This is a genomic window from Actinomycetospora callitridis (assembly GCF_028737265.1).
Taxonomy (GTDB): Bacteria; Actinomycetota; Actinomycetes; order Mycobacteriales; family Pseudonocardiaceae; genus Actinomycetospora; species Actinomycetospora callitridis.
On sequence record NZ_JAQZAK010000011.1, the window covers coordinates 155,445 to 180,803 of the forward strand.

Annotated in this window: 34 protein-coding genes; 19 read left to right on the forward strand and 15 right to left on the reverse strand. The window is 75.1% G+C overall.

What is annotated here, in order from left to right; translation table 11 throughout:
• The first annotated feature begins 1 nt into the window (after window position 1).
• The 8 genes from paaB (at window position 2) to PH191_RS26120 (ending at window position 6,438) form a co-directional block, all read left to right on the forward strand.
• Window positions 2-340 (forward strand): 1,2-phenylacetyl-CoA epoxidase subunit PaaB, encoded by a 339-nt coding sequence (gene paaB / locus PH191_RS26085; RefSeq protein ID WP_274197599.1) that lies wholly within the window; start codon window positions 2-4, stop codon window positions 338-340.
• Window positions 340-1,269 (forward strand): 1,2-phenylacetyl-CoA epoxidase subunit PaaC, encoded by a 930-nt coding sequence (gene paaC / locus PH191_RS26090; protein ID WP_274197550.1) that lies wholly within the window; start codon window positions 340-342, stop codon window positions 1,267-1,269. Before paaB ends, paaC begins: the two co-directional genes overlap by 1 nt.
• Complete coding sequence (gene paaD / locus PH191_RS26095) at window positions 1,263-1,772, forward strand: 1,2-phenylacetyl-CoA epoxidase subunit PaaD (RefSeq protein WP_274197551.1); 510 nt, start codon at window positions 1,263-1,265, stop codon at window positions 1,770-1,772. The genes paaC and paaD overlap by 7 nt, the downstream gene beginning before the upstream one ends.
• Window positions 1,772-2,869 carry a 1,2-phenylacetyl-CoA epoxidase subunit PaaE gene (gene paaE, locus PH191_RS26100; protein WP_274197552.1) on the forward strand — a complete coding sequence of 366 codons (1,098 nt, stop codon included), beginning with the start codon at window positions 1,772-1,774 and terminating at the stop codon, window positions 2,867-2,869. Before paaD ends, paaE begins: the two co-directional genes overlap by 1 nt.
• Window positions 2,870-2,877: 8 nt before the next feature.
• Window positions 2,878-4,917: a phenylacetic acid degradation bifunctional protein PaaZ gene (gene paaZ, locus PH191_RS26105; RefSeq protein ID WP_274197553.1), complete on the forward strand. Its 2,040-nt coding sequence runs from the start codon at window positions 2,878-2,880 to the stop codon at window positions 4,915-4,917.
• Window positions 4,910-5,317, forward strand: a complete 408-nt coding sequence (paaI, locus tag PH191_RS26110; protein WP_274197554.1) for a hydroxyphenylacetyl-CoA thioesterase PaaI — start codon at window positions 4,910-4,912, stop codon at window positions 5,315-5,317. Before paaZ ends, paaI begins: the two co-directional genes overlap by 8 nt.
• Window positions 5,318-5,444: 127 nt before the next feature.
• Entirely contained in the window at window positions 5,445-6,080 is a 636-nt protein-coding gene (locus PH191_RS26115; RefSeq protein WP_274197555.1) for a DedA family protein, read from the forward strand.
• Between the two features lie 40 nt (window positions 6,081-6,120).
• The gene (locus PH191_RS26120; RefSeq protein WP_274188517.1) at window positions 6,121-6,438 is read left to right on the forward strand and encodes a DUF8129 domain-containing protein; all 318 of its coding nucleotides are present in this window, start codon (window positions 6,121-6,123) and stop codon (window positions 6,436-6,438) included.
• Between the two features lie 119 nt (window positions 6,439-6,557).
• On the opposite strand, the gene PH191_RS26125 is transcribed toward PH191_RS26120, so the two are convergent.
• Window positions 6,558-7,694 (reverse strand): acyl-CoA dehydrogenase family protein, encoded by a 1,137-nt coding sequence (locus tag PH191_RS26125; protein WP_274197556.1) that lies wholly within the window; start codon window positions 7,692-7,694, stop codon window positions 6,558-6,560.
• A gap of 68 nt (window positions 7,695-7,762) precedes the next feature.
• On the opposite strand from PH191_RS26125, the gene PH191_RS26130 reads away from it, so the two are divergent.
• On the forward strand, window positions 7,763-8,350 hold the full coding sequence (locus PH191_RS26130; protein WP_274197557.1) for a TetR/AcrR family transcriptional regulator: 588 nt from the start codon (window positions 7,763-7,765) through the stop codon (window positions 8,348-8,350).
• A gap of 6 nt (window positions 8,351-8,356) precedes the next feature.
• Here the strand turns inward: PH191_RS26130 and PH191_RS26135 are convergent, their stop codons facing one another.
• Window positions 8,357-9,373 carry a hypothetical protein gene (locus PH191_RS26135; protein WP_274197558.1) on the reverse strand — a complete coding sequence of 339 codons (1,017 nt, stop codon included), beginning with the start codon at window positions 9,371-9,373 and terminating at the stop codon, window positions 8,357-8,359.
• A gap of 137 nt (window positions 9,374-9,510) precedes the next feature.
• On the opposite strand from PH191_RS26135, the gene PH191_RS26140 reads away from it, so the two are divergent.
• The 5 genes from PH191_RS26140 to PH191_RS26160 all read left to right on the forward strand — a co-directional run bounded on the left by PH191_RS26140 (window position 9,511) and on the right by PH191_RS26160 (window position 12,500).
• Entirely contained in the window at window positions 9,511-9,645 is a 135-nt protein-coding gene (locus tag PH191_RS26140; protein WP_274197559.1) for a hypothetical protein, read from the forward strand.
• Window positions 9,646-9,756: 111 nt separating this feature from the next.
• Window positions 9,757-10,107 (forward strand): YciI family protein, encoded by a 351-nt coding sequence (locus tag PH191_RS26145; RefSeq protein ID WP_274197560.1) that lies wholly within the window; start codon window positions 9,757-9,759, stop codon window positions 10,105-10,107.
• Between the two features lie 11 nt (window positions 10,108-10,118).
• Window positions 10,119-11,339: an RNA polymerase sigma factor gene (locus PH191_RS26150; protein WP_274197600.1), complete on the forward strand. Its 1,221-nt coding sequence runs from the start codon at window positions 10,119-10,121 to the stop codon at window positions 11,337-11,339.
• A 44-nt stretch (window positions 11,340-11,383) separates the two neighbouring features.
• Window positions 11,384-12,046: a DUF1707 SHOCT-like domain-containing protein gene (locus PH191_RS26155; protein ID WP_274197561.1), complete on the forward strand. Its 663-nt coding sequence runs from the start codon at window positions 11,384-11,386 to the stop codon at window positions 12,044-12,046.
• A 130-nt stretch (window positions 12,047-12,176) separates the two neighbouring features.
• Entirely contained in the window at window positions 12,177-12,500 is a 324-nt protein-coding gene (locus PH191_RS26160; RefSeq protein ID WP_274192807.1) for a hypothetical protein, read from the forward strand.
• 20 nt (window positions 12,501-12,520) lie between these two features.
• On the opposite strand, the gene PH191_RS26165 is transcribed toward PH191_RS26160, so the two are convergent.
• The 10 genes from PH191_RS26165 to PH191_RS26210 form a co-directional block, all read right to left on the reverse strand.
• Window positions 12,521-13,012, reverse strand: a complete 492-nt coding sequence (locus PH191_RS26165) for a nucleoside deaminase (RefSeq protein WP_274197562.1) — start codon at window positions 13,010-13,012, stop codon at window positions 12,521-12,523.
• 28 nt (window positions 13,013-13,040) lie between these two features.
• Complete coding sequence (locus PH191_RS26170; protein WP_274197563.1) at window positions 13,041-13,247, reverse strand: DUF2795 domain-containing protein; 207 nt, start codon at window positions 13,245-13,247, stop codon at window positions 13,041-13,043.
• Between the two features lie 10 nt (window positions 13,248-13,257).
• The gene (locus tag PH191_RS26175; RefSeq protein ID WP_274197564.1) at window positions 13,258-13,680 is read right to left on the reverse strand and encodes an STAS domain-containing protein; all 423 of its coding nucleotides are present in this window, start codon (window positions 13,678-13,680) and stop codon (window positions 13,258-13,260) included.
• 151 nt (window positions 13,681-13,831) lie between these two features.
• Complete coding sequence (locus PH191_RS26180; protein ID WP_274197565.1) at window positions 13,832-14,053, reverse strand: hypothetical protein; 222 nt, start codon at window positions 14,051-14,053, stop codon at window positions 13,832-13,834.
• A 129-nt stretch (window positions 14,054-14,182) separates the two neighbouring features.
• Complete coding sequence (locus PH191_RS26185) at window positions 14,183-14,953, reverse strand: glycosyltransferase family 2 protein (RefSeq protein ID WP_274197566.1); 771 nt, start codon at window positions 14,951-14,953, stop codon at window positions 14,183-14,185.
• Window positions 14,950-15,558 carry a class I SAM-dependent methyltransferase gene (locus PH191_RS26190; protein ID WP_274197567.1) on the reverse strand — a complete coding sequence of 203 codons (609 nt, stop codon included), beginning with the start codon at window positions 15,556-15,558 and terminating at the stop codon, window positions 14,950-14,952. The genes PH191_RS26185 and PH191_RS26190 overlap by 4 nt, the downstream gene beginning before the upstream one ends.
• Window positions 15,555-16,292 (reverse strand): PIG-L deacetylase family protein, encoded by a 738-nt coding sequence (locus tag PH191_RS26195; RefSeq protein WP_274197568.1) that lies wholly within the window; start codon window positions 16,290-16,292, stop codon window positions 15,555-15,557. The genes PH191_RS26190 and PH191_RS26195 overlap by 4 nt, the downstream gene beginning before the upstream one ends.
• On the reverse strand, window positions 16,289-17,254 hold the full coding sequence (locus tag PH191_RS26200; RefSeq protein WP_274197569.1) for an acyl-CoA dehydrogenase family protein: 966 nt from the start codon (window positions 17,252-17,254) through the stop codon (window positions 16,289-16,291). Before PH191_RS26200 ends, PH191_RS26195 begins: the two co-directional genes overlap by 4 nt.
• A gap of 164 nt (window positions 17,255-17,418) precedes the next feature.
• Window positions 17,419-18,768, reverse strand: a complete 1,350-nt coding sequence (locus PH191_RS26205; RefSeq protein WP_274197570.1) for an amidase family protein — start codon at window positions 18,766-18,768, stop codon at window positions 17,419-17,421.
• A 260-nt stretch (window positions 18,769-19,028) separates the two neighbouring features.
• A complete protein-coding gene (locus PH191_RS26210; protein ID WP_274197571.1) occupies window positions 19,029-19,637 on the reverse strand; it encodes a TetR/AcrR family transcriptional regulator in 609 nt (202 codons plus the stop codon).
• Between the two features lie 69 nt (window positions 19,638-19,706).
• Between PH191_RS26210 and PH191_RS26215 the strand changes: the two genes are divergently transcribed.
• Complete coding sequence (locus PH191_RS26215; RefSeq protein WP_274197572.1) at window positions 19,707-20,111, forward strand: RidA family protein; 405 nt, start codon at window positions 19,707-19,709, stop codon at window positions 20,109-20,111.
• Window positions 20,112-20,124: 13 nt separating this feature from the next.
• On the opposite strand, the gene PH191_RS26220 is transcribed toward PH191_RS26215, so the two are convergent.
• Window positions 20,125-20,958: an alpha/beta fold hydrolase gene (locus tag PH191_RS26220; protein ID WP_274197573.1), complete on the reverse strand. Its 834-nt coding sequence runs from the start codon at window positions 20,956-20,958 to the stop codon at window positions 20,125-20,127.
• Between the two features lie 126 nt (window positions 20,959-21,084).
• Here PH191_RS26220 and PH191_RS26225 point away from each other — a divergent pair, with 126 nt between their 5' ends.
• Window positions 21,085-21,951 (forward strand): NmrA family NAD(P)-binding protein, encoded by an 867-nt coding sequence (locus PH191_RS26225; protein WP_274197574.1) that lies wholly within the window; start codon window positions 21,085-21,087, stop codon window positions 21,949-21,951.
• A gap of 355 nt (window positions 21,952-22,306) precedes the next feature.
• Here the strand turns inward: PH191_RS26225 and PH191_RS26230 are convergent, their stop codons facing one another.
• Window positions 22,307-23,137 carry a thermonuclease family protein gene (locus PH191_RS26230; protein ID WP_274197575.1) on the reverse strand — a complete coding sequence of 277 codons (831 nt, stop codon included), beginning with the start codon at window positions 23,135-23,137 and terminating at the stop codon, window positions 22,307-22,309.
• Window positions 23,138-23,289: 152 nt separating this feature from the next.
• Here PH191_RS26230 and PH191_RS26235 point away from each other — a divergent pair, with 152 nt between their 5' ends.
• Complete coding sequence (locus PH191_RS26235; protein ID WP_274197576.1) at window positions 23,290-23,937, forward strand: hypothetical protein; 648 nt, start codon at window positions 23,290-23,292, stop codon at window positions 23,935-23,937.
• Between the two features lie 6 nt (window positions 23,938-23,943).
• On the opposite strand, the gene PH191_RS26240 is transcribed toward PH191_RS26235, so the two are convergent.
• On the reverse strand, window positions 23,944-24,360 hold the full coding sequence (locus PH191_RS26240) for an ATP-binding protein (protein WP_274197577.1): 417 nt from the start codon (window positions 24,358-24,360) through the stop codon (window positions 23,944-23,946).
• Between the two features lie 129 nt (window positions 24,361-24,489).
• Between PH191_RS26240 and PH191_RS26245 the strand changes: the two genes are divergently transcribed.
• Entirely contained in the window at window positions 24,490-24,855 is a 366-nt protein-coding gene (locus PH191_RS26245; RefSeq protein ID WP_274197578.1) for a nuclear transport factor 2 family protein, read from the forward strand.
• On the forward strand, window positions 24,856-25,356 hold the full coding sequence (locus tag PH191_RS26250) for a hypothetical protein (RefSeq protein WP_274197579.1): 501 nt from the start codon (window positions 24,856-24,858) through the stop codon (window positions 25,354-25,356).
• The last annotated feature ends 3 nt before the right edge of the window (window positions 25,357-25,359 follow it).

Below are 25,359 nucleotides of genomic sequence, written 5' to 3' on the forward strand. Positions count from 1 at the left end.
CATGGCCGACGACACCACCGCCCACGTCGAGGGCGAGCCCCGCTTCGACGGCACCCCGAAGGCCGTCTGGCCCCTCTACGAGGTGTTCGTGCGCGGCAAGCGCGGGCTCAACCACGTGCACGTCGGCTCGCTGCACGCGCCCGACGACACGATGGCGCTGCACAACGCCCGCAACCTCTACACGCGGCGCAACGAGGGCGTGAGCATCTGGGTCGTCCGCGGCGACGCGATCACCGCGTCCAGCCCGGACGAGAAGGACCCGTTCTTCGCGCCCGCCGGGGACAAGGTCTACCGGCACCCCACGTTCTACGAGATCCCCGACAACGTGCCGCACCTGTGATGGACACCCACTCACCCCACCCAGGGCACGACGAGAACGTCTACGACGCCCTGTCGACCGCGGACGACGACGGCCGCTGGGCCTTCGGCACCGGGTTCGACGCCGGCGACGCAGAGATCACCGCTCCGGCACCCGAGGGCGTCGACCGGGCCGACGTCGCGACCTACTGCCTCATGCTGGCCGACGACGCGCTGATTGCCTCGCAGCGCCTGGCCGGCTGGACGGCGAAGGCCCCGGAGCTCGAGGAGGAGGTCGCGCTCGCGAACATCGCGCTCGACCTGCTCGGCCAGGCGCGGGTACTGCTCTCGCGCGCCGGGCACCTCGGCGCCGCCGAGCCGTACCGCGTCGGGCCGCAGGACGACGAGGACGTGCTGACCTACTTCCGCGACGACCGCGCGTTCCGCAACGTGACGCTCGCCGAGACCGACCTCGGCGACTTCGGGCGCACCATCGCCTGGATCCTGGTGTTCGCCGCGTGGCGCCTGGCGCTCATGCAGCGGCTCACCGGCTCGCGCGACCCGGTGCTCGCCGCCGTCGCCGGCAAGGCCGTCAAGGAGCTCACCTACCACCGCGACTACGCCGCGCAGTGGGTGCTGCGCCTCGGCGACGGCACGGAGCTCTCGCACGCGCGCATGCAGGCCGGCCTGGACGGCGTGTGGCCCCACGTCGAGGAGCTGTTCCTGGCCCACGACGTCGAGCGCCGCCTCGTCGAGGCCGGCGTCGCCGTCGATCCGGCGGAGCTGCGGGGCGACGTCGACGCGGTCGTCGCGCAGGTCCTGCCCGCCGCGACGCTCACCCGTCCCGAGACCCCGGCGGTCGGCCTCGTCGGCGGTCGCGGAGGCCGCGACGGCGTGCACACCGAGGCCCTCGGCGGCGTCCTCGCCCTCATGCAGTCGCTCGCCCGCGCGCACCCGGGGGCGACGTGGTGACGGCCCTGGTCGATGCCCGGGAGGCCGCCGAGCGCGTCGTCGACCCCGAGATGCCGATGCTCACGCTCGCCGACCTCGGCGTCCTGCGCCGCGTCGAGACCGCGGGCGACGGCACCGTGGTCGTCACCCTCACCCCGACCTACTCCGGCTGCCCGGCGCTCGAGGCGATGCGCGACGACCTGCGGGCCGCCCTGCAGGACGCCGGCTACGACGCGGTCGAGGTGCGCACCACCTTCAGCCCGCCGTGGTCCACCGACTGGATCTCCGACGAGGGCCGCCGCAAGCTCGCCGAGGCCGGCGTCGCCCCGCCCGACCGGATCGGGCCGAAGGCCGCGGGCGCCCCCATCCCGCTGACGCTGGCCCCGCCGTCACAGACGGTCGCGTGCCCGCAGTGCGGCGCGGCCGACACCGAGGAGGTGTCGCGGTTCGGGCCCACGGCCTGCACCGCCCTGCGTCGCTGCCGCTCCTGCGCCGAGCCGTTCGAGCACGTCAAGGAGATCTGATGAGCGCCCCCACCACGGAGCGCGTCGCCCCCCGTGCGGCGGGTTTCCACACCCTGCGGGTCGCCGACGTCGAGCGGCTGACCGACGACGCCGTCGCCGTCACCTTCGACGTCCCCGACGCCCTGGGCGACGACTTCGCGTTCCGCGCCGGCCAGTACCTGACGCTGCGCCTGGTCACCGACGCCGGCGAGGAGCGCCGCTCCTACTCGATCTGCGCGCCCGAGGGCGCCGCGCCGCGGATCGGGGTGCGCCGCGTCGACACGGGGCTGTTCTCCACCTGGCTGGTCGACCGGCTCACCGCCGGCGACGAGATCGAGGTCGGGCCGCCGCAGGGCCGCTTCTCCCCCGACGTCACCGCCGGGGAGCACCACGTCCTCGTCGCCGCCGGCTCGGGCATCACGCCGGTGCTCTCGATCGCCGCGACGGTGCTCGCCACGGCCGCCGACACCCACGTCACCCTGCTCTACGGCAACCGCCGGACGGACACCGTGATGTTCGGCGAGGACCTCGCCGACCTCAAGGACCGCTACGGGCCGCGCCTGCAGCTGGTGCACGTGCTCTCCCGCGAGCCCACCGCCGCGGACCTGTTCAACGGCCGTCTCGACGCCGACCGCCTGCGCACGCTGATCGGCGCGCTCGTCCCCGTCGGCGAGGTCGCGCACTGGTGGCTGTGCGGGCCGCTGGGCATGGTCGAGGCCGCCGGCGAGGTGCTCACCGGGTTCGACGTGCCCCGCGCCCGGGTGCACCGCGAGCTCTTCTACGTGGACGAGCCCCCGCCCGAAGTGCACCGCAGCGAGGACGACGCGGTCGACGAGGTCGGGGGCGCCACCGTGACGGTGGTGCTCAACGGACGCGCGAGCGTGCTGACGCTGCCCCGCACCGAGCCGGTGCTCGACGCCGCGCAGAAGGTGCGCTCGGACCTGCCGTTCGCCTGCAAGGGCGGGGTGTGCGGGACGTGCCGGGCCCACGTGAGCGCCGGCGAGGTGACGATGCGCCGCAACTTCGCCCTCGAGCCCGAGGAGGTCGACGCCGGGTTCGTCCTGACCTGCCAGGCCCTGCCAGTCTCCGACGAAGTCACCGTCGACTACGACGTCTAGAGGTCCCGATGAGCGTCCTGCCCAGTTACGTCCGCGGCGGGTGGGTCACACCCACCGTCTCCGACACGGCGGGCCGTCCGATGACCGACGCCGTCACCGGCGAGGAGATCGGCCGGCTCGCGACCGACGGCATCGACATGGCCGCGGTCGCCGCGTACGGCAGGGACACCGGCGGCCCCGCGCTGCGGGACCTGTCGTTCCACCAGCGCGCGTCGCTGCTCAAGGCCCTGGCCGGGTACCTGCGCGAGCACCGCGAGGAGCTCTACGCGGTCTCGGCGCGCACCGGCGCGACGAAGGGCGACTCGAAGTTCGACGTCGACGGCGGCATCGGCGTCCTGGCGGCGTACGCGTCGCTGGGCAAGCGCGAGCTCCCCGCGTCGGGACCGTGGCTCGACGGCGACCTGGCCCCGCTGAGCCGGGGCGGCACGTTCCTCGGCCAGCACGTGCTGACGCCGCTGCGCGGGGTCGCGGTGCAGGTCAACGCCTACAACTTCCCGTGCTGGGGCCCGCTCGAGAAGCTCGCCCCCGCGTTCCTCGCCGGCGTCCCCTCGATCATCAAGCCGGCGACGCCCACGGCGTTCCTCACCGCCGAGCTGGTCCGGCTGATCGTCGAGTCGGGCGTGCTGCCCGAGGGCGCGGTGCAGTTCCTCGCCGGTTCGGTGGGTGACCTGTTCGACCACCTCACCGAGCAGGACCTGGTGTCGTTCACCGGCTCCGCGTCGACGGCCCGGCAGCTGCGCACCCATCCGGTGCTCTCGGCGCGCGCGGTGCGCTTCACCGCCGAGGCCGACTCGCTGAACTGCTCGATCCTCGGCCCGGACGCGACGCCCGACACCCCGGAGTTCGACCTCTACGTCTCGCAGCTCGTCACCGAGATGACGGTGAAGGCGGGCCAGAAGTGCACGGCGATCCGGCGCGCGTTCGTGCCCGCCGAGCAGGTCGACGCGGTGGTCGAGGCGGTGCGCGGGAAGCTCGCGCAGGTGGTCGTCGGCGACCCGTCCACCGAGGGCGTGACGATGGGCGCGCTGGCGGGGCTGGAGCAGCGCGAGGAGGTGCGCCGCTCGCTGAAGTCGCTCACCGACGCCGCCGAGGTGGTGTTCGGCGACCCCGAGCAGGTCGAGGTCCGCGGCGCCGACGCCGAGCGCGGGGCGTTCCTGTCGCCGGTCCTGCTGCGCGCCGAGGGCGACGCCGCCGCGGTGCACGAGGTGGAGGCGTTCGGCCCGGTGTCGATGATCATGCCGTACTCGTCGACCGCCGAGGTCGTGGCGCTGGCCGCGCGCGGGCAGGGGTCGCTGGCGGGCTCGGTCGTCACCGCCGACCCGGACTTCGCCCGCGACGTCGTCCTGGGCGTCGCGCCGTGGCACGGGCGGCTGCTCGTGCTCGACCGTGCCGACGCGAAGGAGTCGACGGGCCACGGTTCGCCGATGCCCCAGCTCGTGCACGGCGGTCCCGGCCGCGCCGGCGGCGGCGAGGAGATGGGCGGGGTGCGCGGCGTCGCGCACCACATGCAGCGCACTGCGATCCAGGGCAGCCCGGACATGCTCTCGGCGATCACCGGGCGCTGGGTGCCGGGCAGCGCGCGCACGATCACCGACGAGCACCCGTTCCGCAAGCACCTCGAGGACCTGCGCCCCGGCGACACCGTCGTCGGCGGCCCGCGACCGGTGACCGAGGCCGACGTCGCGCACTTCGCCGAGTTCACCGGCGACACCTTCTACGCCCACCTCGACGCCGAGGCGGCCGCCGCCAACCCGTTCTTCGGCGAGCGCGTGGCCCACGGCTACCTGGTCGTCTCGTTCGCCGCGGGCCTGTTCGTCGACCCCGCGCCCGGCCCCGTGCTGGCGAACTTCGGCGTCGACCACCTGCGCTTCCTGACGCCCGTCAAGTTCGGCGACGAGCTGACGATCACGCTCACGGCCAAGGACATCTCCCCGCGGGCCTCGGCGGCCTACGGCGAGGTGCGCTGGGACGCCGAGGTCGTCAACGCCGCCGGCGAGCCCGTCGCCAAGTACGACGTGCTGACCCTGGTGGCGAAGCGTGATGCCTGAGATCAGCGCCTCCGTGCGCCGCATGTGGGACGACGACGCCGCGTCCCGCAAGCTCGGCATGGAGCTGCACGAGGCCGTCGACGGCCGCGCGCGGCTGACCATGACCGTCACCGACGAGATGGTGAACGGCCACGGCATGTGCCACGGCGGCTACCTGTTCCTGCTCGCGGACTCCGCGTTCGCGTGCGCCTGCAACAGCCCCGGCCCGGTGACCGTCGCCGCCGCCGCGGACATCGTCTTCGTCGCGTCGGCGCGCACCGCCGACGTGCTCGAGGCCGTGGCGACGGAGCGGACCGCGTACGGGCGCAGCGGCGTCTACGACGTCACGGTCACGCGCCTCCGCGACGGGCAGGTGATCGCGGAGTTCCGCGGCCGGAGCAGGGTGCTGCGCAGCGGGTAGCACCCGATCCGTCACGGTGTGTCGACCGGCGCCCGATTCCTGGTCGCCCTTCTGACCCAACGGTGTCGTCCGTCGCCACGGTGCGTCATGCTCGGCGGGTCGGTGCCGGGGAAGAGGGGGTCGCGCGGTGATCGCTGAGTGGCTGCAGTCGATCCCGCCCCTGGCGGTGTACCTCACCGTCCTGGGCGTGGTCGGGGTGGAGAGCTTCGGGATCCCGCTCCCGGGCGAGATCGTGCTCGTCAGCGCGACGCTGATGGCCACCCGCCCCGAGCTCGCGGTGTCGGCGATCTGGGTCGCGGTGGCCGCGCTCATCGGGGCCGTCGTCGGCGACTCCATCGGGTTCGCGGTTGGACGGCGCTACGGGATGGGCCTGCTGCAGGCGGCCGGTCGCCGCTTCCCCCGGCACTTCGGCCCCTCGCACCTCGCCCTCGCGGAGCGCGCGTTCGAGCGCTGGGGCGTGCTGACGGTGATCGTGGGCCGCTTCATCGCGATCCTGCGGATCTTCGCGGGTCCCCTGGCCGGCGCCCTGCGGATGCCGTACCGGAAGTTCATGCCCGCGAACGTCGTCGGCGGGGTGCTCTGGACGTTCGGCACCACGGCGGCGGTGTACGCGCTCGGGATCGCGGCCGAGACCTGGCTGAGGCGGTTCTCCTGGGCCGGCCTGGTCGTGGCGGTGATCGTGGGCCTCACCGTGGGATTCCTCGTCAAGAAGCGCGTGATCGGGCTGCTGAACCAACCCGGGGAGAGTGCGACGACCTCGTGAACGGGTAGGCCCCGGGCCCCACCGCCCGCAGGAGGTACTCGTGGCCGACACACCCCCGTTCCCCGACTTCGACCACGCCACGGTCGAGACCGTGAAGCACCGCATCCGGTCGCTCGAGCGCGACGAGGTGCAGGGGCTGCTCGACCACGAGCGCGCGCACTCCTCGCGCATGCCGGTGATCGAGGTGCTGCGCACCCGGCTCGCCGAGCTCGACGACGGCGCGACCCCGTCGGGCGGGGACCAGCGCGAGGCCCGCGAGGGCGGGACGTCCCACGGCTCGCCCGTCTCGCCCGACGGCGCCGCCCAACCCGGCCCGCCCGACCGCCACGGCCTCCGCCAGGTGACGTGGGGCGGCTAGCCACGTGAGCGGAATTCACGGCTATAGCCGTGAACTTCGCTCACGGGGTCAGCGGGCCCACCGCCGGCGATCTGCCCGTCGCGCGACGGAGGAGCGGGACGGGTCGTCGCTTCGGCGGATCAGCGGGCGAAGTGCCGGCTGATGACGAGGCGCTGGATCTGGTTGGTGCCTTCGAAGATCTGCATGATCTTGGCCTCGCGCATGTAGCGCTCCACCGGGAAGTCGCGGGTGTAGCCGTAGCCGCCGAAGACCTGGACGGCGTCGGTGGTCACCTTCATCGCCGCGTCGGTGGCCACGAGCTTGGCCACGCTGGCCTGGCGGCCGTAGGGACGCCCGAGGTCGCGTCGGCGCGCGGCGTCGAGGTAGGTCGCGCGGGCCGAGTCGACGGCCGCGGCCATGTCGGCGAGCACGAAGCCGAGACCCTGGTGGTCGACGATCTTCTTGCCGAACGTCGAGCGCTCGTTCGCGTAGTCCACGGCGGCGTCCAGCGCCCCCTGCGCGAGCCCCACCGCGCACGCCGCGATCCCGAGCCGGCCGGAGTCCAGCGCCGAGAACGCGATCTCCAGGCCCTGCCCCTCCGCACCGATCAGACGGTCGGCGTCGAGCACCGCGCCGTCCCAGTTCGCCGTCGTCGTGGGGATCGCGTGCAGCCCCATCTTCTCCTCGGGCTTCCCCCACTCCAGGCCCTCGGCCTGCCCGGGCGCGAGGAAGCACGAGATGCCGCGCGAGCCCTCGCCGGTGCGGGCGAACAGGGCGTAGAAGTCGGCGACGCCGCCGTGGGTGATCCACGCCTTGGTGCCCGTGATCCGGTAGCCCGCGTCGACCTTCTCCGCCCTGCACCGCAGGGCCGCCGCGTCGGAGCCCGCCTGGGGCTCGGACAGGCTGTAGCCGCCGACGAGCCCGCCGGCGAGCATCTCGGGCAGCCGCTGCTTCTGCTCCTCGGTGCCGAACGTGAACAGCGGGAAGCACGCCAGCGAGTGCACGCTCGTCGCGACGGCCACCGCGGCCCAGCGTGCGGCCAGCTCCTCGAGCACCTGCAGGTAGACCTCGTAGGGCTGGCCCCCGCCGCCGACCTCCTCGGGGTAGGGCAGGCCGAGCAGGCCGGCCTCGCCCAGGGTGGCGAACAGGCCCTCCGGGTACGTCTCGGCCCGCTCGTGCTCCTCGACCCGCGGCGCCAGCTCCTTGTCGGCGATCTCGCGGGTGAGCTCGAGCAGGTCCTCGGACTCCTGGGTGGGCAGCAGCCGGTCGACGGCCATCGGCGGTACTCCTATCGGTACTGAAATCGGTCCTAGAGTACCGATAGCAGGAGCGCTAGGGTAGGTCCGTGTCCGCTCCGAGCCCGACCCGACGGGGTGCCGCGCGCCACTCGGAGCTCCTCGACGCGCTGGTCGACCTGCTGCTCGCCGAGGGCTTCGCCCACCTCACGCTCGACGAGCTCGCCGGCCGCCTGCGCTGCTCCAAGCGCACGCTCTACGCGCTCGCGGGGTCGAAGGAGCAGCTCGTGCGCACCGCGGTCGTGCACTTCTTCGAGCGCGCCACCACGCGGGTCGAGGCCGCGGTGGCCGCGGTCGCCGCGCCCACCGACCGCGTCGCGGCCTACCTGCGCGCCGTGGCCGCCGAGCTCGCGCCCGCCTCGGCGCGCTTCTTCGACGACATGGCCGGCTTCCCGCCCGCCGCCGAGGTCTACGCCCGCAACACCGAAGCCGCCGCGCGTCGCGTCGGCGACCTGATCCGCGAGGGCGTCGCCGCCGGCGCGTTCCGGGAGGTCCCGGTGTCGTTCGCCGCCGAGGTGATCACCGCGACGATGGTCGCCATCCAGCAGCGGCGGATCGCCGGCACCACCGGTCTGGCCGACGCCGAGGCCTACGAGGCCCTCGCGACGCTGCTCCTGCACGGGCTCGCCCGGGACTGACACCGCTCAGCACCCGGGAGGCGCGCCCCCGGTCCCGTCGGTGAACGCCGGGGCGCACGGGGCGCGGCGGGGCGTGCCGAGCTCGCCGCCGCCGGGGGTCTCGCGGGTGCTGTTGGTGACGGCGGCGAGCTGGGCGACGACGCGACGCATCGCGCCGGAGTCGATGTCGGGGAACTCGCGGACGGCGGTCGACTGGACGTCGAACGAGCCCGCGGGAGGGCCGCCGGTGGAATCGACGACGTAGGCGCCGTAGGTCTGGAGCGCCACGGCGATCCGGTGCGCGTGGGGATCGGTGATGCGCGAGACGTCGACGTCGGGCGGGAGGGCGAGCAGCGTGCCCATCCCGACGTTCTCGTCGTCGCCGCCGTACGTGCGTTCGTAGCCGGAGTCGGACTTCACCGCGGGCCAGCGGTAGCCGCCGTCCGCGGTGGAGCAGCTGGTCTGGCACGGCAGGCTCATCTTCAGGGCGTGCCGGATCGGCCGGGTCCCGGAGAGCTCGCCCTGACGCAGCGTGCCGCCGATCCCCGACAGCCCCGACCCGCCGTGACAGCCCTCGATCCCGCGACCGGTCAGCGACATCGGCGGCCAGCCGTGCTCCCAGCTCGGGTCGCCGCCGCGGGAGAGCCGCATCGGCTGGCCCTGGATCACCGTGGTCCGGTCGGGGGTGTCGAGCAGCAGGGTGGAGCAGTTGTTGTAGCTGCCGTCCGCGCGCAGGGCCGGGTCGACGTGCACGGAGCCGCCGGGGTCCGCGTCGAGCTCACGGACCGGCGCGTCCGGGTCCACCGAGATGTTCTCGATGTCGGGGTAGAGCTCGTCGATCTGCGCGTCGAACGGGGCGTACTGCGCGGCCGTGGACAGCGGGAGGTTCCAGATCGAGTTCCACGCGAACGGCCGGAGGTAGACGTCCCGCGGCCCCTCGGGGCCGGTGTCGGTGACCGCGCCTCGGGACGGGGTCGTCGAGCACCCCGCGGCGAGCAGGAGCACCACGACGACGAGCCACGCCCGCCGCCTCGCCCTGATCACCGCGCCATCATGCCGGGGCCCGGGACGAACGCCGGGTGAAGCCTCGTCGTCCACCACCCGTCCGACGTCGCGTGTCGGGTGCGGCGGGGACGCGGCGGAGGATAGGAAGCCCCCGAGTCGCTTCCCCGGAGGTCCGTATGTCCGTCCGTCCTGTCCTCGTCCTCGCCGCCGGCGTCGTCTGGCACGGCGTGGCCGCGGGGTGGTGGGCCAGCCGGGCCTGGTACGTCGCCCGCGCCGCCGTGATCACGGCCGTGGCCGACCGGGGACGCTGAGCGCTCCGTTCCCGGGAGAAGATTTCTCGGGCGGACCTGTCGATCGGCGCCCCGGCCGTTCGTGGAGGGGTGTGCGGGCGCCGTGCCCGCCCACCCACCGAGGAGGACCTCATGGCCCACTACCTGCTCAGCGTCGTCACCCCCTCCGACGGCGAGCCGCCGACCGAGGACGAGATGAACGCGATCATGGGCAACGTCGCGACGCTCCAGAGCGACATGCAGTCCGCCGGCGTCTGGGTGTTCTCCGGTGGTCTCGAGGCCCCGGACACCGCGACGGTCCTGCGGCGCAGCGGCGACGACGTCCTGGTCACCGACGGGCCGTTCGTCGAGCTCAAGGAGTACGTCGGCGGCCTGACGATCATCGACGTGCCCGACCTCGACGCCGCCCTGCACTGGGGCCGGCGCTCCACCGAGGCGATCGGGCTGGCGATCGAGGTCCGGCCCTTCCAGTGGGCCCCGTGAGCGATCGCACCATGCGCCACGTCCCGTCCTCGGCGGCGATCGAGCGGATCGTCGCCGAGGAGTACGGGCGGTGCGTGGCGACCCTGACCCGCGTCCTCGGCGACATCGACCTCGCCGAGGACGCGGTCCAGGACGCGCTGACCGTCGCCCTGACGCGCTGGCCCGCCGACGGCGTGCCAGCCAACCCCGGCGGCTGGCTCGTCACCACGGGCCGGCGCCGGGCCCTCGACCGGCTCCGCCGCGACGCGGTGGGGCGGGACAAGGAGCACCGGGCCGCCCGCGAGGAACCGCCGCCCGACGACGACACCCCGCAGGAGGAGGAGGGACCGGTGGACGACGATCGCCTGCGCCTGATCTTCACCTGCTGCCACCCCGCGCTCGCCCTGCCGGCACGCGTGGCCCTGACCCTGCGTCTGCTCGGCGGGCTGGGCACCGACGAGATCGCCCGCGCGTTCCTCGTGCCCGAGGCGACGATGGCGCAGCGGATCGTGCGCGCGAAGAACAAGATTCGCGCCGCGCGCATCCCGTACCGCGTGCCCCGCGACGCCGACCTGCCCGACCGCCTGCCCGGTGTGCTCGCCGTCGTCTACCTGGTCTTCACCGAGGGCCACGCGACGGCGACGCGGGAGGACCTCGCCGCGGAGGCGATCCGGCTCGCGCGCCTGCTCGCGCAGCTGATGCCCGACGAGCCCGAGGTCCTCGGGCTGCTCGGGCTGCTGCTGCTCACCGAGGCGCGCAGGCCGGCACGGACGTCGGCCGACGGCGCGCGGGTGCTGCTCGCCGACCAGGACCGGACGCGCTGGGACCGGGCCATGGTCGACGAGGGCCTCGACCTCGTCCGCCGGTGCCTACGCCGCGACCGGCCCGGGCCCTACCAGGTCCAGGCCGCGATCAACGCCGTGCACGCGTCCGCGCCCGACACCGCGTCGACCGACTGGCGGCAGATCGTCGCCCTGCACGACCAGCTGCTCGCGCTGACCCCGAGCCCGACGGTCGCGCTCAACCGGGCGGTGGCGCTGGCCGAGACCGAGGGTCCGGCCGCCGCGCTGGAGATCGTCGACGCGCTCGCGGAGCGACTGGAGCGCTACCACCTCCTGCACGCCGTCCGGGCGGACCTCCTGGGCCGGCTGGGCCGCGACGACGAGGCCGACCGGGCGCTCGAGGCGGCCCTCACCCGCACCGACGACCCCGACGACCGGGCGCTGCTCGCGGCGCGTCGTCGACGCGGCTGACGCACCGTCACTCCGTCGCCACCCGCGGCGGGCAGGATGGCCCCATGAGCGCGGAGCACCCCGCCCCCGAGATGCGGATCGGCGACCGCGAGCGGCGCGCCACCGACGATCGCCTGCGGGCGGCGCTGGACGACGGGGTGCTCACGCTCGTGGAGTACGACGAGCGCACCCGGGAGTGCTGGGCGGCCCGCACCCAGCGCGAGCTCGACGCCCTGGTCGTCGACCTGCCGAGCCCCGCCACCCCGGTGCCCGCCGAACGCCCGACCGTCGTCGACGACCGGCCTGTCGAGGCGGCTCCGCGCAAGCCGTGGCACGAGCGCCTCGGCGGCGTGGTCGTGCCGCTCGTGATCGCGGCGGCCGCGGTCTTCGTCGGCGGACACCTCGTGACGGCCGACGACGGCGGCGCGATCTTCGGCAGCCGCACCGTGAGCGTCGCGCCGGGCGACCCGGAGGCCCAGGTGGCCACGCTGTTCGGCAACACCGAGGTCGTCGTCCCGCCCGGCGTCACCGTCCGGACGACCGGCACGATGATCTTCGGCAGCACGGAGTGCCAGCAGGCCTGCGCCGTGCCGCCCAACGGCGCGACGCTGCCCGAGGTGGTCGTCGACGCCAACGGCGCGTTCGGCTCGATCGAGGTCGTCACCCCCGCCGAGGCGGCCGCCGGCGGGATCCGGGACGACGACCGCAACGGCGATGAGGACGACTGAACACCGTCGGTAACCGCGTCCTCGCGGAGAAAATTGTCGGTCGTCGCGGAACATCCCCAGCTCCTCGCGTCGTCACAGTGCCGAGAGCCCACCAGCCGGGCACCGCGAACAGACCGAGAGTGAGCAGACCATGAGCGCCGAGACCTACTCCTTCTCCAACGGCACCGTCTACCACGCCGACGGCACCGTGGCCGGTACCTACACCACCGACGCCGCCGGCAACATCGACTCGGTGTCCACCGACGAGGACGGCAACGGCGCCGTCGACACCGTCATCGCCGACACCGACCACAACGGCTCCTTCGAGTCCGCCGTCGTCGACACGAACGCCGACGGCTACGGCGAGGTCGTCCTGGTCGACACCGACAACGACGGCGACTTCGACACCTCCGCGGTCGACACCGACGCCGACGGCACCTTCGAGACCACCGCCTACGACCCCAACGGCTTCTGACCCGTGAGCGAAGTTCCTGGCTATGGCCGGGAACTTCGCTCACGTAGGGACGCGCGGTGCAGGGCCCGGACCTCCTCGTCGAACGGGGGGACCGGGCCCTCCGTGTCGATGGCGGGCGCGACCTCGCGGATCGGGATCGGACGCACCGGCGAGGGCGGCGCGCCGAACTCCTCCCGCCACGCCGTCAGCTGGGCCGCCGAGCTCGCGTAGACGATCGGACCCAGCCCGACCCACGCGTGCGCGGCGGAGCACATCGGGCAGTGCTCGCCCGAGGTGTAGACGGTGCTCCCCGCCCGGTCCGCCGGGGTCAGCTCCGCGGCCGCCCACCGGGCCAGCGCGAACTCGGGGTGCCGGGTCGCGTCCCCGCCCGCGATCCGGTTGCGGTCCTCGTGCAGGACGCCACCGTCGGGACCCACGAGCACCGATCCGAACGGCTCGTCGCCGGCGTCGAGCGCCTCGCGAGCCAGCTCGACGCAGCGCCGCAGGTGGGCGTGGTCGGTGTCGGTGAGCACGGGACCGACCGTGCCACCCGCGGCGTGCTCAGGCCCGGCCGGGCCGATGGGGTACCGAGATCACGACGTCGTCGGCGGTCGAGAACGTGCGGTCGGGCAGCGCCTGCAGCGCGGCGAGGGTCTTCTCGTCGCGCTCGCTGCGGTCCATCGCGTACGAGATCACCTGCGTGCGGTCCGCGGGGAACGCCATGCCCTGCAGGGCCTTGCGCACGCGCAGATCGTCGCGGTCGGTCACCACGTCCTCCCTAGAGCCGGAACTGGCCGAGCTCGGCGGCGAGCGCCTCCGGCGGCTCGTGCAGCTCGACGCGGGCCTCCCGCGCGAGGCAGCGGATGCGCAGGCGCGCGATCACGCGGGCCAGCGCCGGGTCGCAGTGGTCGAGCCCCGCGAGGTCGATCACGAGCTCCGCGTGGGCGTGCTGCTCGATCTCGCTGCTCAGGGCACGGAGACGTTCCATCCCCGCGCGATCGAAGCGTCCGCGCAGCGCGAGCGCGACGCACCCGGGGCCGTAGGTGCGGATGCCGACGGCGCCGCGTCGGTTGCCCACCACGGCGGGCTCCGCGTGGGCCACGGCTTCGGCGAGCGCGGCGCGGCGGCGCCGGGCGGGGTCCACGGGCAGCTCGACGTCGTCGACCGCCCCGTGGACCGGGGCATCGGACTGGATGGTCATCGGACCTCCTCGTCGTGCACGGCCGGTCCGATCTCCCCGAAGGGAACCGGACCGCGGCGTCCGTAGCGGCGTGGAGGTCTCAACCGCGAAAAGCGTGATGGGAACATTACCGACCGCGACGGCGGAGCGCATCGTCCGCGTGCCACGGCCGTCAGCGCGTCCCTCGCGGGGCGCGGGGCTGCCGGAGCCCGTCGATCTCGGCGAGGAGATAGCCGAGCTCCCGGCGCAACCAGAGGACCCGGGAGGCCTTCTGCTCGGGCCGGGGTCGCTGACGTTCGGCCTGCAGGGCGTCGAGGATCGCGAACGCGCGCTCGAAGCGCGGGTCGAGCGCGGCGTCGACGTGGGCGCGCCACGCGGCGGATTCGGCGCTCACGATCGCGCTCGCGGGGACAGGGGATCGACCATGGTGCGACTCCCGGGACGGGCGGCGCCCGATACGGGCGCACGACTGGTGTGGTCACCGCCGCGGGTCTTGAGCGGTCGTACCGGCCGGCGGTGCTCCTCAGGAGATGTGGGCCGCCGAGCCGTTGTCACGTCCCCGCCGCTGGTCCGGACGGGGATCCTCCACCCACCTGGTACCCGATGGGTCGGCGATGACACGCCTGCCCGCGAGCCCGAGCAGGTGTCCCGCGAAGCCGTCCGGGGCGCGACCGACGGTGCGGGCGCTGGTGGCGACGGGATGCGCGCCGTCGCGGACGACGCGGAACCCGGCGCGGTCCAGGCGGTCGACGAGCGCGACGTCCTCGCCCGTGGCCCGCGGCGGGAAGCCGCCGACGGCCTCGTAGGCGCGCGCCGCGATCCCGAGGCTGGCCCCGTGGACGTGACGGTGCGCGTCGCCGTCGCCGTTCTCGTAGGCGTCGCGGTAGCGCCTCCGCACCGGGGGCGGCAGGCCCCGCCAGTCCGCGACGTCGACGGTGCCGACCCAGCCGTCGGCGCCCTCGGCGCGCGCGTCGAGCTGGGCGGCGAGCCAGTCGTGCGGCACCACGGAGTCGGCGTCGGTCGTCGCCAGCCACGACGGTCCGCGACCGAGCAGGAACGACGCCCCGGCCGCCCGCGCCCGCCCCACGGTGTGCGCGTCCAGCCGCAGCACCTCGACCCCGCACCGGCGGGCCACCGCCTCGGTGCGGTCGGTGCAGGCGTCGGCGACGACGAGCACGTCCACCCGCACGCGGTCGGCGACGGCTCCGACGGCGACCCGCAGGCCGGCGAGGCAGGCGGGGAGCAGCTCCTCCTCGTCGTGGGCGGGGACCACGACGCCCAGGACCGGCCTCACCGCAGCCCCGTCTCCTCGGCCACCGAGCGCGGCGGCGGCGGCACCCGGGCGTGGACGTCGAGCCGGAAGTCTGCCTCCTCGTGGCGCACGACCCGTGCCAGGCCCGGTCGCGTCTGCAGCTCGTCGTGCACCGCGTCGCCCTCGACGGGGTACTCCGGCGCCTCGCGCCGCCAGTGGATCGCGACCAGGTGCCCGCCCGGCTCGAGGGCGTCCTCGACCGCCCGCCAGAACGCCTCACGGTCGCCCGCGTCGAGGTAGTAGACGACCTCCGAGGCCACGACCAGGTCGAACGTCCCGTCGGGCGCACGCTCCGGCAGCGCGCCGAGCTCGACGCGCACGCCGGACCGGTCGGCCAACCGCGCTCGCGTGGCCTCGACGGCCCGCTCGGCGGGGTCCCAGCAGACGAGCTCGTCGCAGCGCTCCGCCAGCCCCACCGAGAGCGCGCCGGACGCGCAGCCGGGCTCGAAGGCGCGCGCGTACCGCCGGCGCGGCAGGGCGGCCAGCACGACCGCGCGCTTGCGCTCCTCGTACCAGCCCTGCTCGATCCCCCACGGATCGGCGGCGTCGGAGTAGAGCGCGTCGAAGTACTCGGGTCCCAGGGTCACCGCGGCCCCCACACGATCTCGGCGTCCCGGCGGAAGCGCGCCAGGACCGGCGCGGAGAGGATCGTCGCGTCCCGCGGGTCGTCCGACAGCGGGGCGATCTGGGTGGTGAAGCAGCCGATCGCGTCGGCCTTGGCGCGCCGGGCGGACGCGGGCAGCACCACCCGCCGGGCGCCGTCGAACGACACCGCCCCGGGGTCGGCCCAGTGCCAGAGCCACACCGGGTAGTGCCAGCACGCGACCCCGGCGCGCCGCGCCGCCCGCGCACCGCCGTCGCCGGTCGCGTCGTGGTCGGGGTGCCCGTCACCGTCGACCGGGACGAGGACGGTGTCGCCGTGGCGCAGCACCGCCCCGAGGCCGGCGGCGACGTCGTCGGCGGCGACCCCGCCGTCGGGCAGCTCGAGCCGGTGCACGCTCGCCCCGATCCCCAGCACCTCGAGCGCCGCGCGGCGCTCCTCGGCCCGGCGCTCGGCGAGCGTGGACGGCGCCAGCGTCGGGCTGTCCGGGTGCGAGCCCTCGCCGTCGGTCACGGCGACGACCAGCACCTCGACCGGAGCCCAGGCCGCGAGGGTCCCGCCGACGCCGAGCACCTCGTCGTCGGGATGGGGCGCGACGACCACGACACGACCCGGCGGGCGCACGGCGGCCGGGTCGCGCGCCGGGATCGTGTCCAGACCGCCCGGCGCCCACCACACGTCCTCGGGCGTCCCGTCCCCCGTCAGCGACGGCCCGCTCACAGCAGGAGGTCCTGGTCGCCGGCGAGCTCACCGAGGGTCGCGAGGTCCCGCTCGGCGTGGCTCTGGCGCACGTAGATCTCGAGGTCGGCGACCCGCTGCGCGTGGTCGGCGTCGCGTGCCTGCGGGCCCGGGCCGAGCGCGCGCCCGGTGCGTCGCACCGCGCTCTCCACCGCGGCCTCGACGACCGCGCGTACGCGCACGGCGCGGCGCCGGGCCGTGGCGACGGCGTCGGCGTGCGCCCGGTCGTCCGGGACGTCGACGGCCGCCGCGGCCTCGCGCAGCAGCGCCCGCGCGGCGGCCAAGTCCGCGTCGACGGCCCCGAGGTGGGCGAGGCCGTGGTCGTCGAGGCGGCCGACGCGCCCGGCGTGCCGCAGCGGCGCCGCCACCCCGACCGCGCCGCCGAACCAGGCCGCCGCCACGGCGATCGCCCCGTGCCAGAAACCGGCCCGGTCCAGGTAGGTCTCCGGGCCACCGACGGCGACGGCCGGGACGGCGTGCAGCTCGACGGTCGCGGCCGCGCTGCCCCGCATGCCGAGCGCCTGCCACTCGCCCGCCGTGACCTCGAGGCCCTCGTCGGCGAGGTCGACGGCGAACAGGCGGCGGCCGTCGTCGGCGTGCGCGGTGAGCAGCGCGTGGGTGCACGGGCCCGCGGCGCCCGAACAGAAGGGCTTGCGGCCGGTCAGCCGCCACGCGTCCCCGTCCGGCTCGGCGATCAGCTTGTCGCTCGACGACTCCGCCGCCCACACCCCCCAGCACGAGCCGGGCGGGATCTCGGGGCCGCCGAGCTCGGAGAGGATCGTCGCGGCGTCGAGGTGGGCCTCGGCGAGGCGGGCGACGTCCAGGTCCTCGGCCGCCGCCCGGGCGAGCACCGCCCAGTTGTGCAGGGTCCGGCCGTCGCCCCGTGGCGAAGGCGCCGTGCGGAACGCATCCAGGACGGGGCGCAGGGCGTCGGGGGAGGTCATCGCTCTCCTCGTGGCGGACGGCGCCCGACGGGTCGCGGCGCAGGACGGCCGCCGGCGTCACCACGGGGCGGAGGCTGAACCCCGGGGCGGAGTGGAGCGCCGCCGGGGTTGGGCGGCGCCCGCGCTCGGCGGACCGGGCCGTGGCTACCCGGCGTTCGGGGAACTCACCCGTGCGCCGTCCGGAGCACCGCGCGCTCGAGCTGGGCCGCCACCGACACCAGCCGCGCGTCGTGCCCCGGGCCCACGACGATCTGCACCGTCGGCGGCAGCCCGCCTCCCGTATCGCTCACCGGGACGACCGCCGCGGGCAGGCCGGTGTGGTTCCAGGCCGGGGTGTGGGCGTAGTGCCGGGCCTGGGCGAGCATGGTCGGCAGGCCCCGACGCCCCGCCCAGTGCCCGACGGGCACCGCCGGTCCTCGGGCCGGAGGCGTGAGCAGCACGTCGACACCGAGGTCGGCGAGCACCCGGCGTCCCCACGCCTCCCCCTGCCGACGGGCCGGCCGGATCGCGGCGTCGGGGACGAGCCGCCCGATGCGCGCCACGTCGGCGGTGCGGCTCTCGAGCAGCGCGGGGTCGTCGACGTCCCCGGCCGCTGTGGCCAGGCCGTGCAGCATGCGGGCGACGAACCCGGCCGGCGCGGCGCCGTAGCGGAGCCGCACGTCGCGCACTTCGTGCCCGAGCCCGGCGAGGAGCTCGGCCGACCGGCGGGCCGCGGCCTCGAGATCGGGGTCGAGGGGCAGCGCGGGCGTCACGGGCGAGGCGAGGTCGACGCCGATCCGCAGGGCCGGCGGCTCCTGCTCCGCGGCGGTCGCGAGCGGGCTCGGGAAGTCGCCGACGAGATCGAGGTAGAGCGCGGAGTCGGCGACCCGGCGTGTCAGGCAGCCCTGGACCGACAGCCCGTTCCAGCCGCCGCCCGGCGTTCGCCCGGCGCCCGGCTTGATCCCGACGAGCCCGCAGCACGCGGCGGGGATGCGGATGGAGCCCGCGCCGTCGCTCGCGGTCGCGATCCCGACGGCGCCGCCCGCCACCGCCGCCGCCGACCCGCCGGACGACCCGCCCGAGGTGCGCGTCGGGTCGAGCGGGTTGCGGGTGATGCCGGAGAACGCCGACTCGGTGAACCCGTAGAGCGCGAGCTCGGGCAGCGTCGTCCGCCCGATCGGCACCGCGCCCGCGTGGTGCAGGGCGGTGACGATCGGACCGTCCGCACGCGCCGGCGTCCGGCGCGAGCGCGTGCCCCACGACGTCACGTGGCCCGTGGCGTCGAGGTCGTCCTTGAGTGCGATCGGTACCCCGAGCAGCGGGCCGTCCTCCCCCGCGGCGCGCCGGCGGTCGGCCTCCTGTGCGGCGGCGTGCGCGCCGTCGGCGTCGATCGCGAGGAACGCGTTCACCTCGGCGTCGAGCGCACGGGAGGCGGCGACCGCCGCGGCGGCGAGGTCGACGGCGGTGACCCGGCCCTCGCGCAGCGCCGTGGCCTGGGCGCGGGGGGTGTCGGCGACGAGGGCGGCGGGGTCCACGGCGCGGAACCTAGCGCCCGGCCTCGACGGACGCCGATCGTCGGCAGCGACGGGACGGTCGGTCCTGCGCTGACGACGCTTCGGTTGTCGAAGCGTCGTCCCGGAGGGTGAGGCGGCGCGACGTTCCGGGTCGTCGCGGGCGGCGGTGGACCCGGCGTCGCGAGCGACGGGACGGTCGGTCCTGCGCGGACGATGCTTCGGTTGTCGAAGCGTCGTCCCGGAGGGTGAGGCAGCCGGAGCTGTCGACGACCCCGAGGGACCTACGACCCCGCCCATCCGGCCCGCACCGAGGCGGCGCAGCGCTCCGGGTCGTCGCCGGCGGCGGTGAACACCGCCGTCGCGAGGGCCGGGGAGTGCTCGTCGAGGGCGTCGTCGGGCAGGACGCCGGAGAGCACCAGCAGGAGCACGCCGTGCCCCGAGGCCCAGAAGCGCGTGGCGACGGCGGCGGGGTCGGCGTCGACGAAGCGGCCGGCGTCGACCGCCCGCTGCGCCGCGTCGACGAGCAACGCGAACCCCGCGCCGGCGGCCCCGGGGTCGGGCAGGTCCGCGGCGGCGTCGAACATCGCGCGGTAGAGCGCCGGGTTCTCCACCGCGTTCGCGGCGTAGGCGGCGCCGAGCGCGGCCAGGTCGCGCACGGGGTCGTCGGACGGGGACACCTCGGCCAGACCGCGGGCCAGGCGTGCGAACCCCTCCTGCCGGACCGCGCCCCACAGCCCCGGCATGCCGTCGAAGTGCGTGTAGACGGCCATCGTCGACGTGCCGACGCGCCCGGCGAGCGCGCGCAGCGTCACCGGCTCGCGCGCGACGAGCATCGCGGCGGCCTGCTCGATGAGCGCGACGCGCACGGCGGGATCGGGGGTCCGGGGCACTTGCCGCACGATACATAACACTGCTATACCTAGCGAGACATAACAGCGCTATCCAACCCGGAGGTCATCGTGACCGTCGAACTGCTCAACCCGGCCGGCCTGCCCGCTCCCGACATCTACCGCCAGGTCGCGGTGGCCACCGGCACGCGCACCGTCTACGTGTCCGGGCAGGTGGCCCGCACCGCGGACGGCACGCCGGTCGGCCCCGGCGACCTCGCGGCGCAGACCGAGCAGGCCTACCGCAACGTCGCCGTGGCGCTGGCGGGCGTCGGCGCGAGCCTCACCGACGTCGCGAAGATGACCGTCTACGTCGTGGACCTCGCCCCGGAGAAGATGGCCCTGTTCGGCGAGGGCGCGATGCGGGCGGCCGCCGACCTCGGCCTCGTCACGCCCGCCATCACGATGATCGGTGTGACCGCGCTCGGGGAGCCCGACCTCCTCGTCGAGGTCGAGGCCACGGCCGTGCTCCCCTGAGCGCGGCCCGGACTCAGCCCAGGAAGTCGAGCAGCGCGCGGTTGAACTCGTCGGCGTGGGTGGCGTTGAAGCCGTGGGGGCCACCCGCGATGACGACGACCTGGCTGTCCTTCACGGCCTCGGCGGTCCGCTGGCCCGACACCTCGAACGGCACGATCGCGTCCGAGTCCCCGTGCAGCACCAGCGTCGGCACGTCGATCGTGGCGAGGTCGTCGCGGAAGTCGGTGTAGCCGAAGGCCCGGATGCACTCCAGCGTGCCCTTCGGCGACGCGAACTCGGCGATCTCGCGGTGGTAGACCCGCGACGGCTCGCTGATCAGGTCGGTGCGGTCGCCCGCGGCGAAGAAGTTCGTCGTGAACCCGTCGAGGAACGCGATCCGGTCGCCGGTGACGCCGTCGAGGAAGCTCTGGATGGTCGCGTCGTCGAGGCCGCCGTCGGGGTTGTCGTCGGTCTTGTAGAGGTACGGCGGGACCGCACCGGCGAAGACCGCGCGGGCGACGCGCTCGCCGCCGTAGCGCCCGAGGTAGCGGGCCACCTCGCCGCCGCCCATGGAGAAGCCGACGAGCGTGACGTCGTGCAGGTCGAGGTGGCGCAGGAGGGCGTCGAGGTCCGCGGCGAAGGTGTCGTAGTCGTAGCCGCCCCACGGCTGCGACGAGGAGCCGAAGCCGCGGCGGTCGTAGGTGACGACGCGGTGGCCGGCCTCGACCAGGGCCGGGACCTGCTTCTCCCACGAGCGACCGGACAGCGGCCACCCGTGGATGAGCACCACCGGACGCCCCGAGCCGTGGTCGTCGTAATAGAGGTCGATCGGGCTGCCGTTCTCGTCCCCGACGGTGAGCGTGGGCATCGGAATCCTTTCGATCTGGCCGATTCGGTCGTGCACGATCAACATTCCCGCGCCCCGCGGATCACCGACGTCCGACGGGTGTCGGACCCCTGGGCCACGGTGGGGCGGACGACGAGAGGAGCTCCGATGACGATCGCGATCACCACTCCCCGGGGCCACGTGGGGTCCCACGTCCTGCAACGCCTCGTGCAGGCCGGCGCGTTCCCGCGCGTGCTGATGCGCGACCCCGGCGCGCTCGACCCGGCCTGGCGCGAGCACGTCGAGGCCGTGGCCTGCGACCAGGACGACGCGGACGCCGTGCTCGCGGCGACCCGCGGGGTCGAGGCGCTGTTGTGGGTGAGCCCGACGCTCCACGAGGCCGACCCCGTGGCGGCGCACGCGCGCCTCGGCGGGCACGTCGCCCGCGCCGTCGCGGCGAACGGGATCGCGCGGACGGTGTTCCTGTCCAGCGTGGGCGCCGAGAAGCGCCACGGCGCCGGGGAGATCGACGGGCTGGCGCGCACCGAGGAGGCGCTGGACGCCACCGGTGCGTCGGTGCTGCACCTGCGGGCCGGCTACTTCTTCAGCAACCTGCTCATGGACCTCGACGCGCTGCGCGACGGGGTGCTGCGCACCGCGAACCCGCTCGACGCCCCGATGCCCTGGGTCGACCCGCGGGACATCGCCGAGGTCGCGGCCGGGCGCCTGCTCCACCCGTGGCAGGGCCGCAGGGCGACGGCGGTGCACGGGCCCGAGGACCTGACGTTCGCGCAGGTCGCCGACGTCCTCACCAGCGCGCTGGGTCGCCCGGTGCGCGCCGAGCGCATGTCCGACGACGACCTGCGCGCGAGCCTGGGCGCGGTCGGGCTCGGCGAGGCACAGATCGAGGCGATCGTGGGCATGTCGACGGGCCTGCGCGACGGCTTCGTGCCCGAGCAGCCGCGCTCGGTGCTCACCACCACCCCGAGCACACTCCCGGGCTGGGCGCACGCGCACCTGCGACCGCTGCTCTGAGTGAGCAGTTCGGTCACCGTTCGTCCACGGAGGTCGACCATCCGCCGCTCGATCGGCCCCGCCTGATCGATCCCGTGGACGACGACCGAACGATCGCCGGGGTGACGGCGTTCACTGGGGACAAGCCACCCGGGCCGCTCCGGCGCCCGGGCCGACAGGAAGGGCAGCAAGATGATCAAGAATCGGGAGCTGGCCCTCATCCCGGACTCCGCCCTCGGGCTGGTCGAGCCGCCCGCGACGTCACCGACGCCACGGCGGGCGAGCAGTCACGCGACGCGCCCGGCGCGAACTCCCGCGCCACGGGCACCGCGGTACCCGGAGCGAACACCCCGCTGAGCGCTCACTCGCGGGGCGCTCACTCGCAGGCGACACCGTCCTTGTCGCGGTCGAGTGCCGCGCGGTACCCGGGCGCCCCGGCGCGCAGCGGTGCCGCTCCGGCGGCGCGCGCCGCGCTGCAGTTCGCGTAGTACCCGCCACCGCCCGACGAGCCGCCCGATGAGCCGGCTGCCGCCCGCGGCGCGGTGCGCGGGGCCGCCGGGCGCGGCGTGCGCGGGCGGTCGACGTCCGCGTCCGGGGTGCGCGTCGCCGTGGTGGTCCGCGGGGTCGTGGTGGGGCCGACCGTGCCGCAGGTCCGGCCGTCGGCGTCGAGGCGGCGCAGCGTCGACTGCACGGCGGTGGAGGCGTCGTTGCGCCCGCGGGTGTAGATCGCGGTGTGGTCCTGGGTGACCATCGACGACGCGAAGTCGGCGCCCCCCGCACCGACGTGGCGCAGCATGCGCCCGTAGCGGTCGCGGTCGACGCCGGGCTCGGCGGTCAGCGTCACGGGCGCGGAGAGCAGGCGGGCGCGGGCCGCGGCGGTGGCTCGCTGGCCCCCGGGGGTGGCCGCCTCGCAGGAGTCGATGCCCAGCACGCGGACCTCGTCGCCGGAGGCGAGCCGGAACGTGTCGCCGTCGATGACGTCGACGACCGACGCGGACACCGCGCCCGGGCCCGCCACCGCCGGGGCGACCGACGGCGCGGCGGCCGGGATCGCGCCGGGGGACGCCGCGCCGGACGACGCCGGGAGCGTCGAGGAGCTCGCGACGGTGCCGGCCGGCGGGACGGACGAGCCGGCGAGGTCCGTCACCGCGACCAGGCCGAACACGCCTGCCGCGATGCCGGACCAGACCTTGTGGGCGGTGCGCACGTCGTCGTCCCCTCAGCCGGTGTGATCGTCCGCCTTGTCGGGCCCGGTGGGGCGGTCGTTACGCACCGGGGGCGATGTCACGAAACGCCCGCCCCCGACGATGAAGCGACGTCCGGCTCGCGCGGTGCGGGTCCTGCGGAGGGATGCGGGGCATGGCGGGTGTCGTGACGACGGTGCTGACGTGGCTCCTGACCACCGGATTGATCCTGGCCGTGCCCTTCGGCCTCTGGTGGCTCGTCGACCGGTCCCGGCGCCCGGCCCCGGCCCCGGCTCCGCTCCCGACGGCCCGCGCGCCCCGCGCGCCCCTCGTCGCCGTGCCCCCCGCGGCGCCGCGACGAGCCCCGGCGCCTCCCGCCGACCCGCCCACGGCCCCCGTGCCCGTCCCCCGCGGCTCCCGGACCCTCACCGTCGTCCAGGACCCCCGCCCGCAGGCCGGGGCCACCGACAAGCCGGCCGACACCCCCGCCGACACCGACGAGATCCTGGCCCCCGAGCGCGAGGTCGTGGTGACCCGCGAGGAGGACCACCAGGACGTCCTGGCCGAGCACCACGCCCCGGGCCGGCCGCCGACGTCGGTGACCGTCGAGCTGTGCTCGTCGACGGTCTCGCGGGGCAAGTACCGCGGCGACTACGCGGTGGAGGTCCGCCTCGACGGCGCCCGCGTCGGCGAGCTCACGGCGGCGATGAGCGCCCGCTACCGTCACCTCGTCGACCTCGCGGGCCCGGTGCGGTGCCGCGGCGTGATCGACCACGGGGCCCGCGGCTTCCAGGTCGACCTGCGTCTCCCGGACGTCGTCTAGCGGCGGTCAGCCCGCGTGCCGCAGCGTGACCGTCGTCCCCGCGGAGCCGGGGGTCACGGTGAAGGTCTCGGCGAGCTCCTCGATGAGGGCGAGGCCCCGCCCGCGGTAGCCGGTGCCCGTCGTGGGCGCGCGCCAGGTACCGGTGTCCGAGATCGTGATGATCACCGCGTACGGCGCGGCCGACTCGCGGCAGGCCGCCAGCGTCATCGTGCCCGCCTCGTCGCGGTCGGCGTAGGCGTGCTCGGCGGCGTTCTCGAGCGCCTCGCTGACGGCGAGGGTCAGGTTGTCCACGGCGTCGTCGTCGCCCTCGGCGAGCTCCGCCGTCAGCCAGCGGCGCAGGGCGCGGCGCAGCCGACCGACGTGCGCGGCCGTGGCGGGCACCTCGAGGTGCAACGTGTCGGCTCCGGCGTCGACCTCGACCACGCGCGCTCCACCTCCGCGACCCGCATCCCGATCTCACCCGACCGTAGGCTGTTCCCCCTGCACGCAGACTCCAATCCGGCGAACCGACCGGTCACCGATGAGCCCCGACCACTCCCCCGAAAGGCCCGCATGAGCACGACGTTCCGCTCGGCGATCGAGTCCCACGACGTCGAGGCGGCCATCGCGCTGCTCACCGACGACGTCGAGTTCCACAGCCCCGTCGTCCACTCGCCCTACCGGGGGCGCGACGCCGTGGCGCCGATCCTGCGGGCGGTCGTCGAGGTCTTCGAGGACTTCCACTACGTCGCCGAGATCGGCGCGGGCGCCGACGAGCACGTCCTGGTCTTCCGCGCGCACGTCGGCGACCGCGAGCTCGAGGGCATCGACCTGCTCCACCACGACGGCAGCGGGGCGATCGACCGGCTGACGGTGATGATCCGCCCGCTGTCGGCGCTGCAGGCGGTGGCGACGGCGATGCGCGAGAAGCTGACGTAGGTGGACCCCGCCTACGACGCCGAGCCGTGGTCCGACTTCGCCGCCGGCATGGCCGGGGCCGCGGCCGCGCTCGCCGGCCTGCTGTTCGTCGCCGTCTCGATCAACATCCAGACGATCCTGGCCGGCCACGGCATCCCCCGCCGGGCCGCCCAGGCCCTGATCCTGCTCGCGCTGCCGGTGTTCCTCTCGCTCGTCCTGCTGGTCCCCGGGCAGTCCGACGTCGCGCTCGGGATCGAGCTGCTCGCGATCTCCGCCGTCGTCGTCCCCGCGTTCGGCGTCCTGGCGAAACCGGGCACCCGCGCCCCCGAGCAGCCGCGGGCCTCGTGGCTCGGGACGAACGTCCTGCCGTCGGCGATCGTCGCCCTCGGGCCCGCGGTCGCCGCGATCGGCCTGTTCACCGAGTCGCTCGGCGGGCTCTACTGGCTCCCCGTCGCGGTCGCGCTCGCCCTGGCCGCGGGCCTGGTCAACGCGTGGGTGCTGCTCGTCGAGATCCTGCGGTAGGGC

Coding starts and splice junctions, on each gene's coding strand:
- paaB (WP_274197599.1), top strand. CDS start 2: ATGGCCGACGACACCACCGCCCACGTCGAGGGCGAGCCCCGCTTCGAC.
- paaC (WP_274197550.1), top strand. CDS start 340: ATGGACACCCACTCACCCCACCCAGGGCACGACGAGAACGTCTACGAC.
- paaE (WP_274197552.1), top strand. CDS start 1,772: ATGAGCGCCCCCACCACGGAGCGCGTCGCCCCCCGTGCGGCGGGTTTC.
- paaZ (WP_274197553.1), top strand. CDS start 2,878: ATGAGCGTCCTGCCCAGTTACGTCCGCGGCGGGTGGGTCACACCCACC.
- paaI (WP_274197554.1), top strand. CDS start 4,910: ATGCCTGAGATCAGCGCCTCCGTGCGCCGCATGTGGGACGACGACGCC.
- PH191_RS26125 (WP_274197556.1), bottom strand. CDS start 7,694: ATGGCCGTCGACCGGCTGCTGCCCACCCAGGAGTCCGAGGACCTGCTC.
- PH191_RS26140 (WP_274197559.1), top strand. CDS start 9,511: ATGTCCGTCCGTCCTGTCCTCGTCCTCGCCGCCGGCGTCGTCTGGCAC.
- PH191_RS26145 (WP_274197560.1), top strand. CDS start 9,757: ATGGCCCACTACCTGCTCAGCGTCGTCACCCCCTCCGACGGCGAGCCG.
- PH191_RS26150 (WP_274197600.1), top strand. CDS start 10,119: ATGCGCCACGTCCCGTCCTCGGCGGCGATCGAGCGGATCGTCGCCGAG.
- PH191_RS26155 (WP_274197561.1), top strand. CDS start 11,384: ATGAGCGCGGAGCACCCCGCCCCCGAGATGCGGATCGGCGACCGCGAG.
- PH191_RS26160 (WP_274192807.1), top strand. CDS start 12,177: ATGAGCGCCGAGACCTACTCCTTCTCCAACGGCACCGTCTACCACGCC.
- PH191_RS26175 (WP_274197564.1), bottom strand. CDS start 13,680: ATGACCATCCAGTCCGATGCCCCGGTCCACGGGGCGGTCGACGACGTC.
- PH191_RS26200 (WP_274197569.1), bottom strand. CDS start 17,254: ATGACCTCCCCCGACGCCCTGCGCCCCGTCCTGGATGCGTTCCGCACG.
- PH191_RS26220 (WP_274197573.1), bottom strand. CDS start 20,958: ATGCCCACGCTCACCGTCGGGGACGAGAACGGCAGCCCGATCGACCTC.
- PH191_RS26225 (WP_274197574.1), top strand. CDS start 21,085: ATGACGATCGCGATCACCACTCCCCGGGGCCACGTGGGGTCCCACGTC.
- PH191_RS26235 (WP_274197576.1), top strand. CDS start 23,290: ATGGCGGGTGTCGTGACGACGGTGCTGACGTGGCTCCTGACCACCGGA.
- PH191_RS26245 (WP_274197578.1), top strand. CDS start 24,490: ATGAGCACGACGTTCCGCTCGGCGATCGAGTCCCACGACGTCGAGGCG.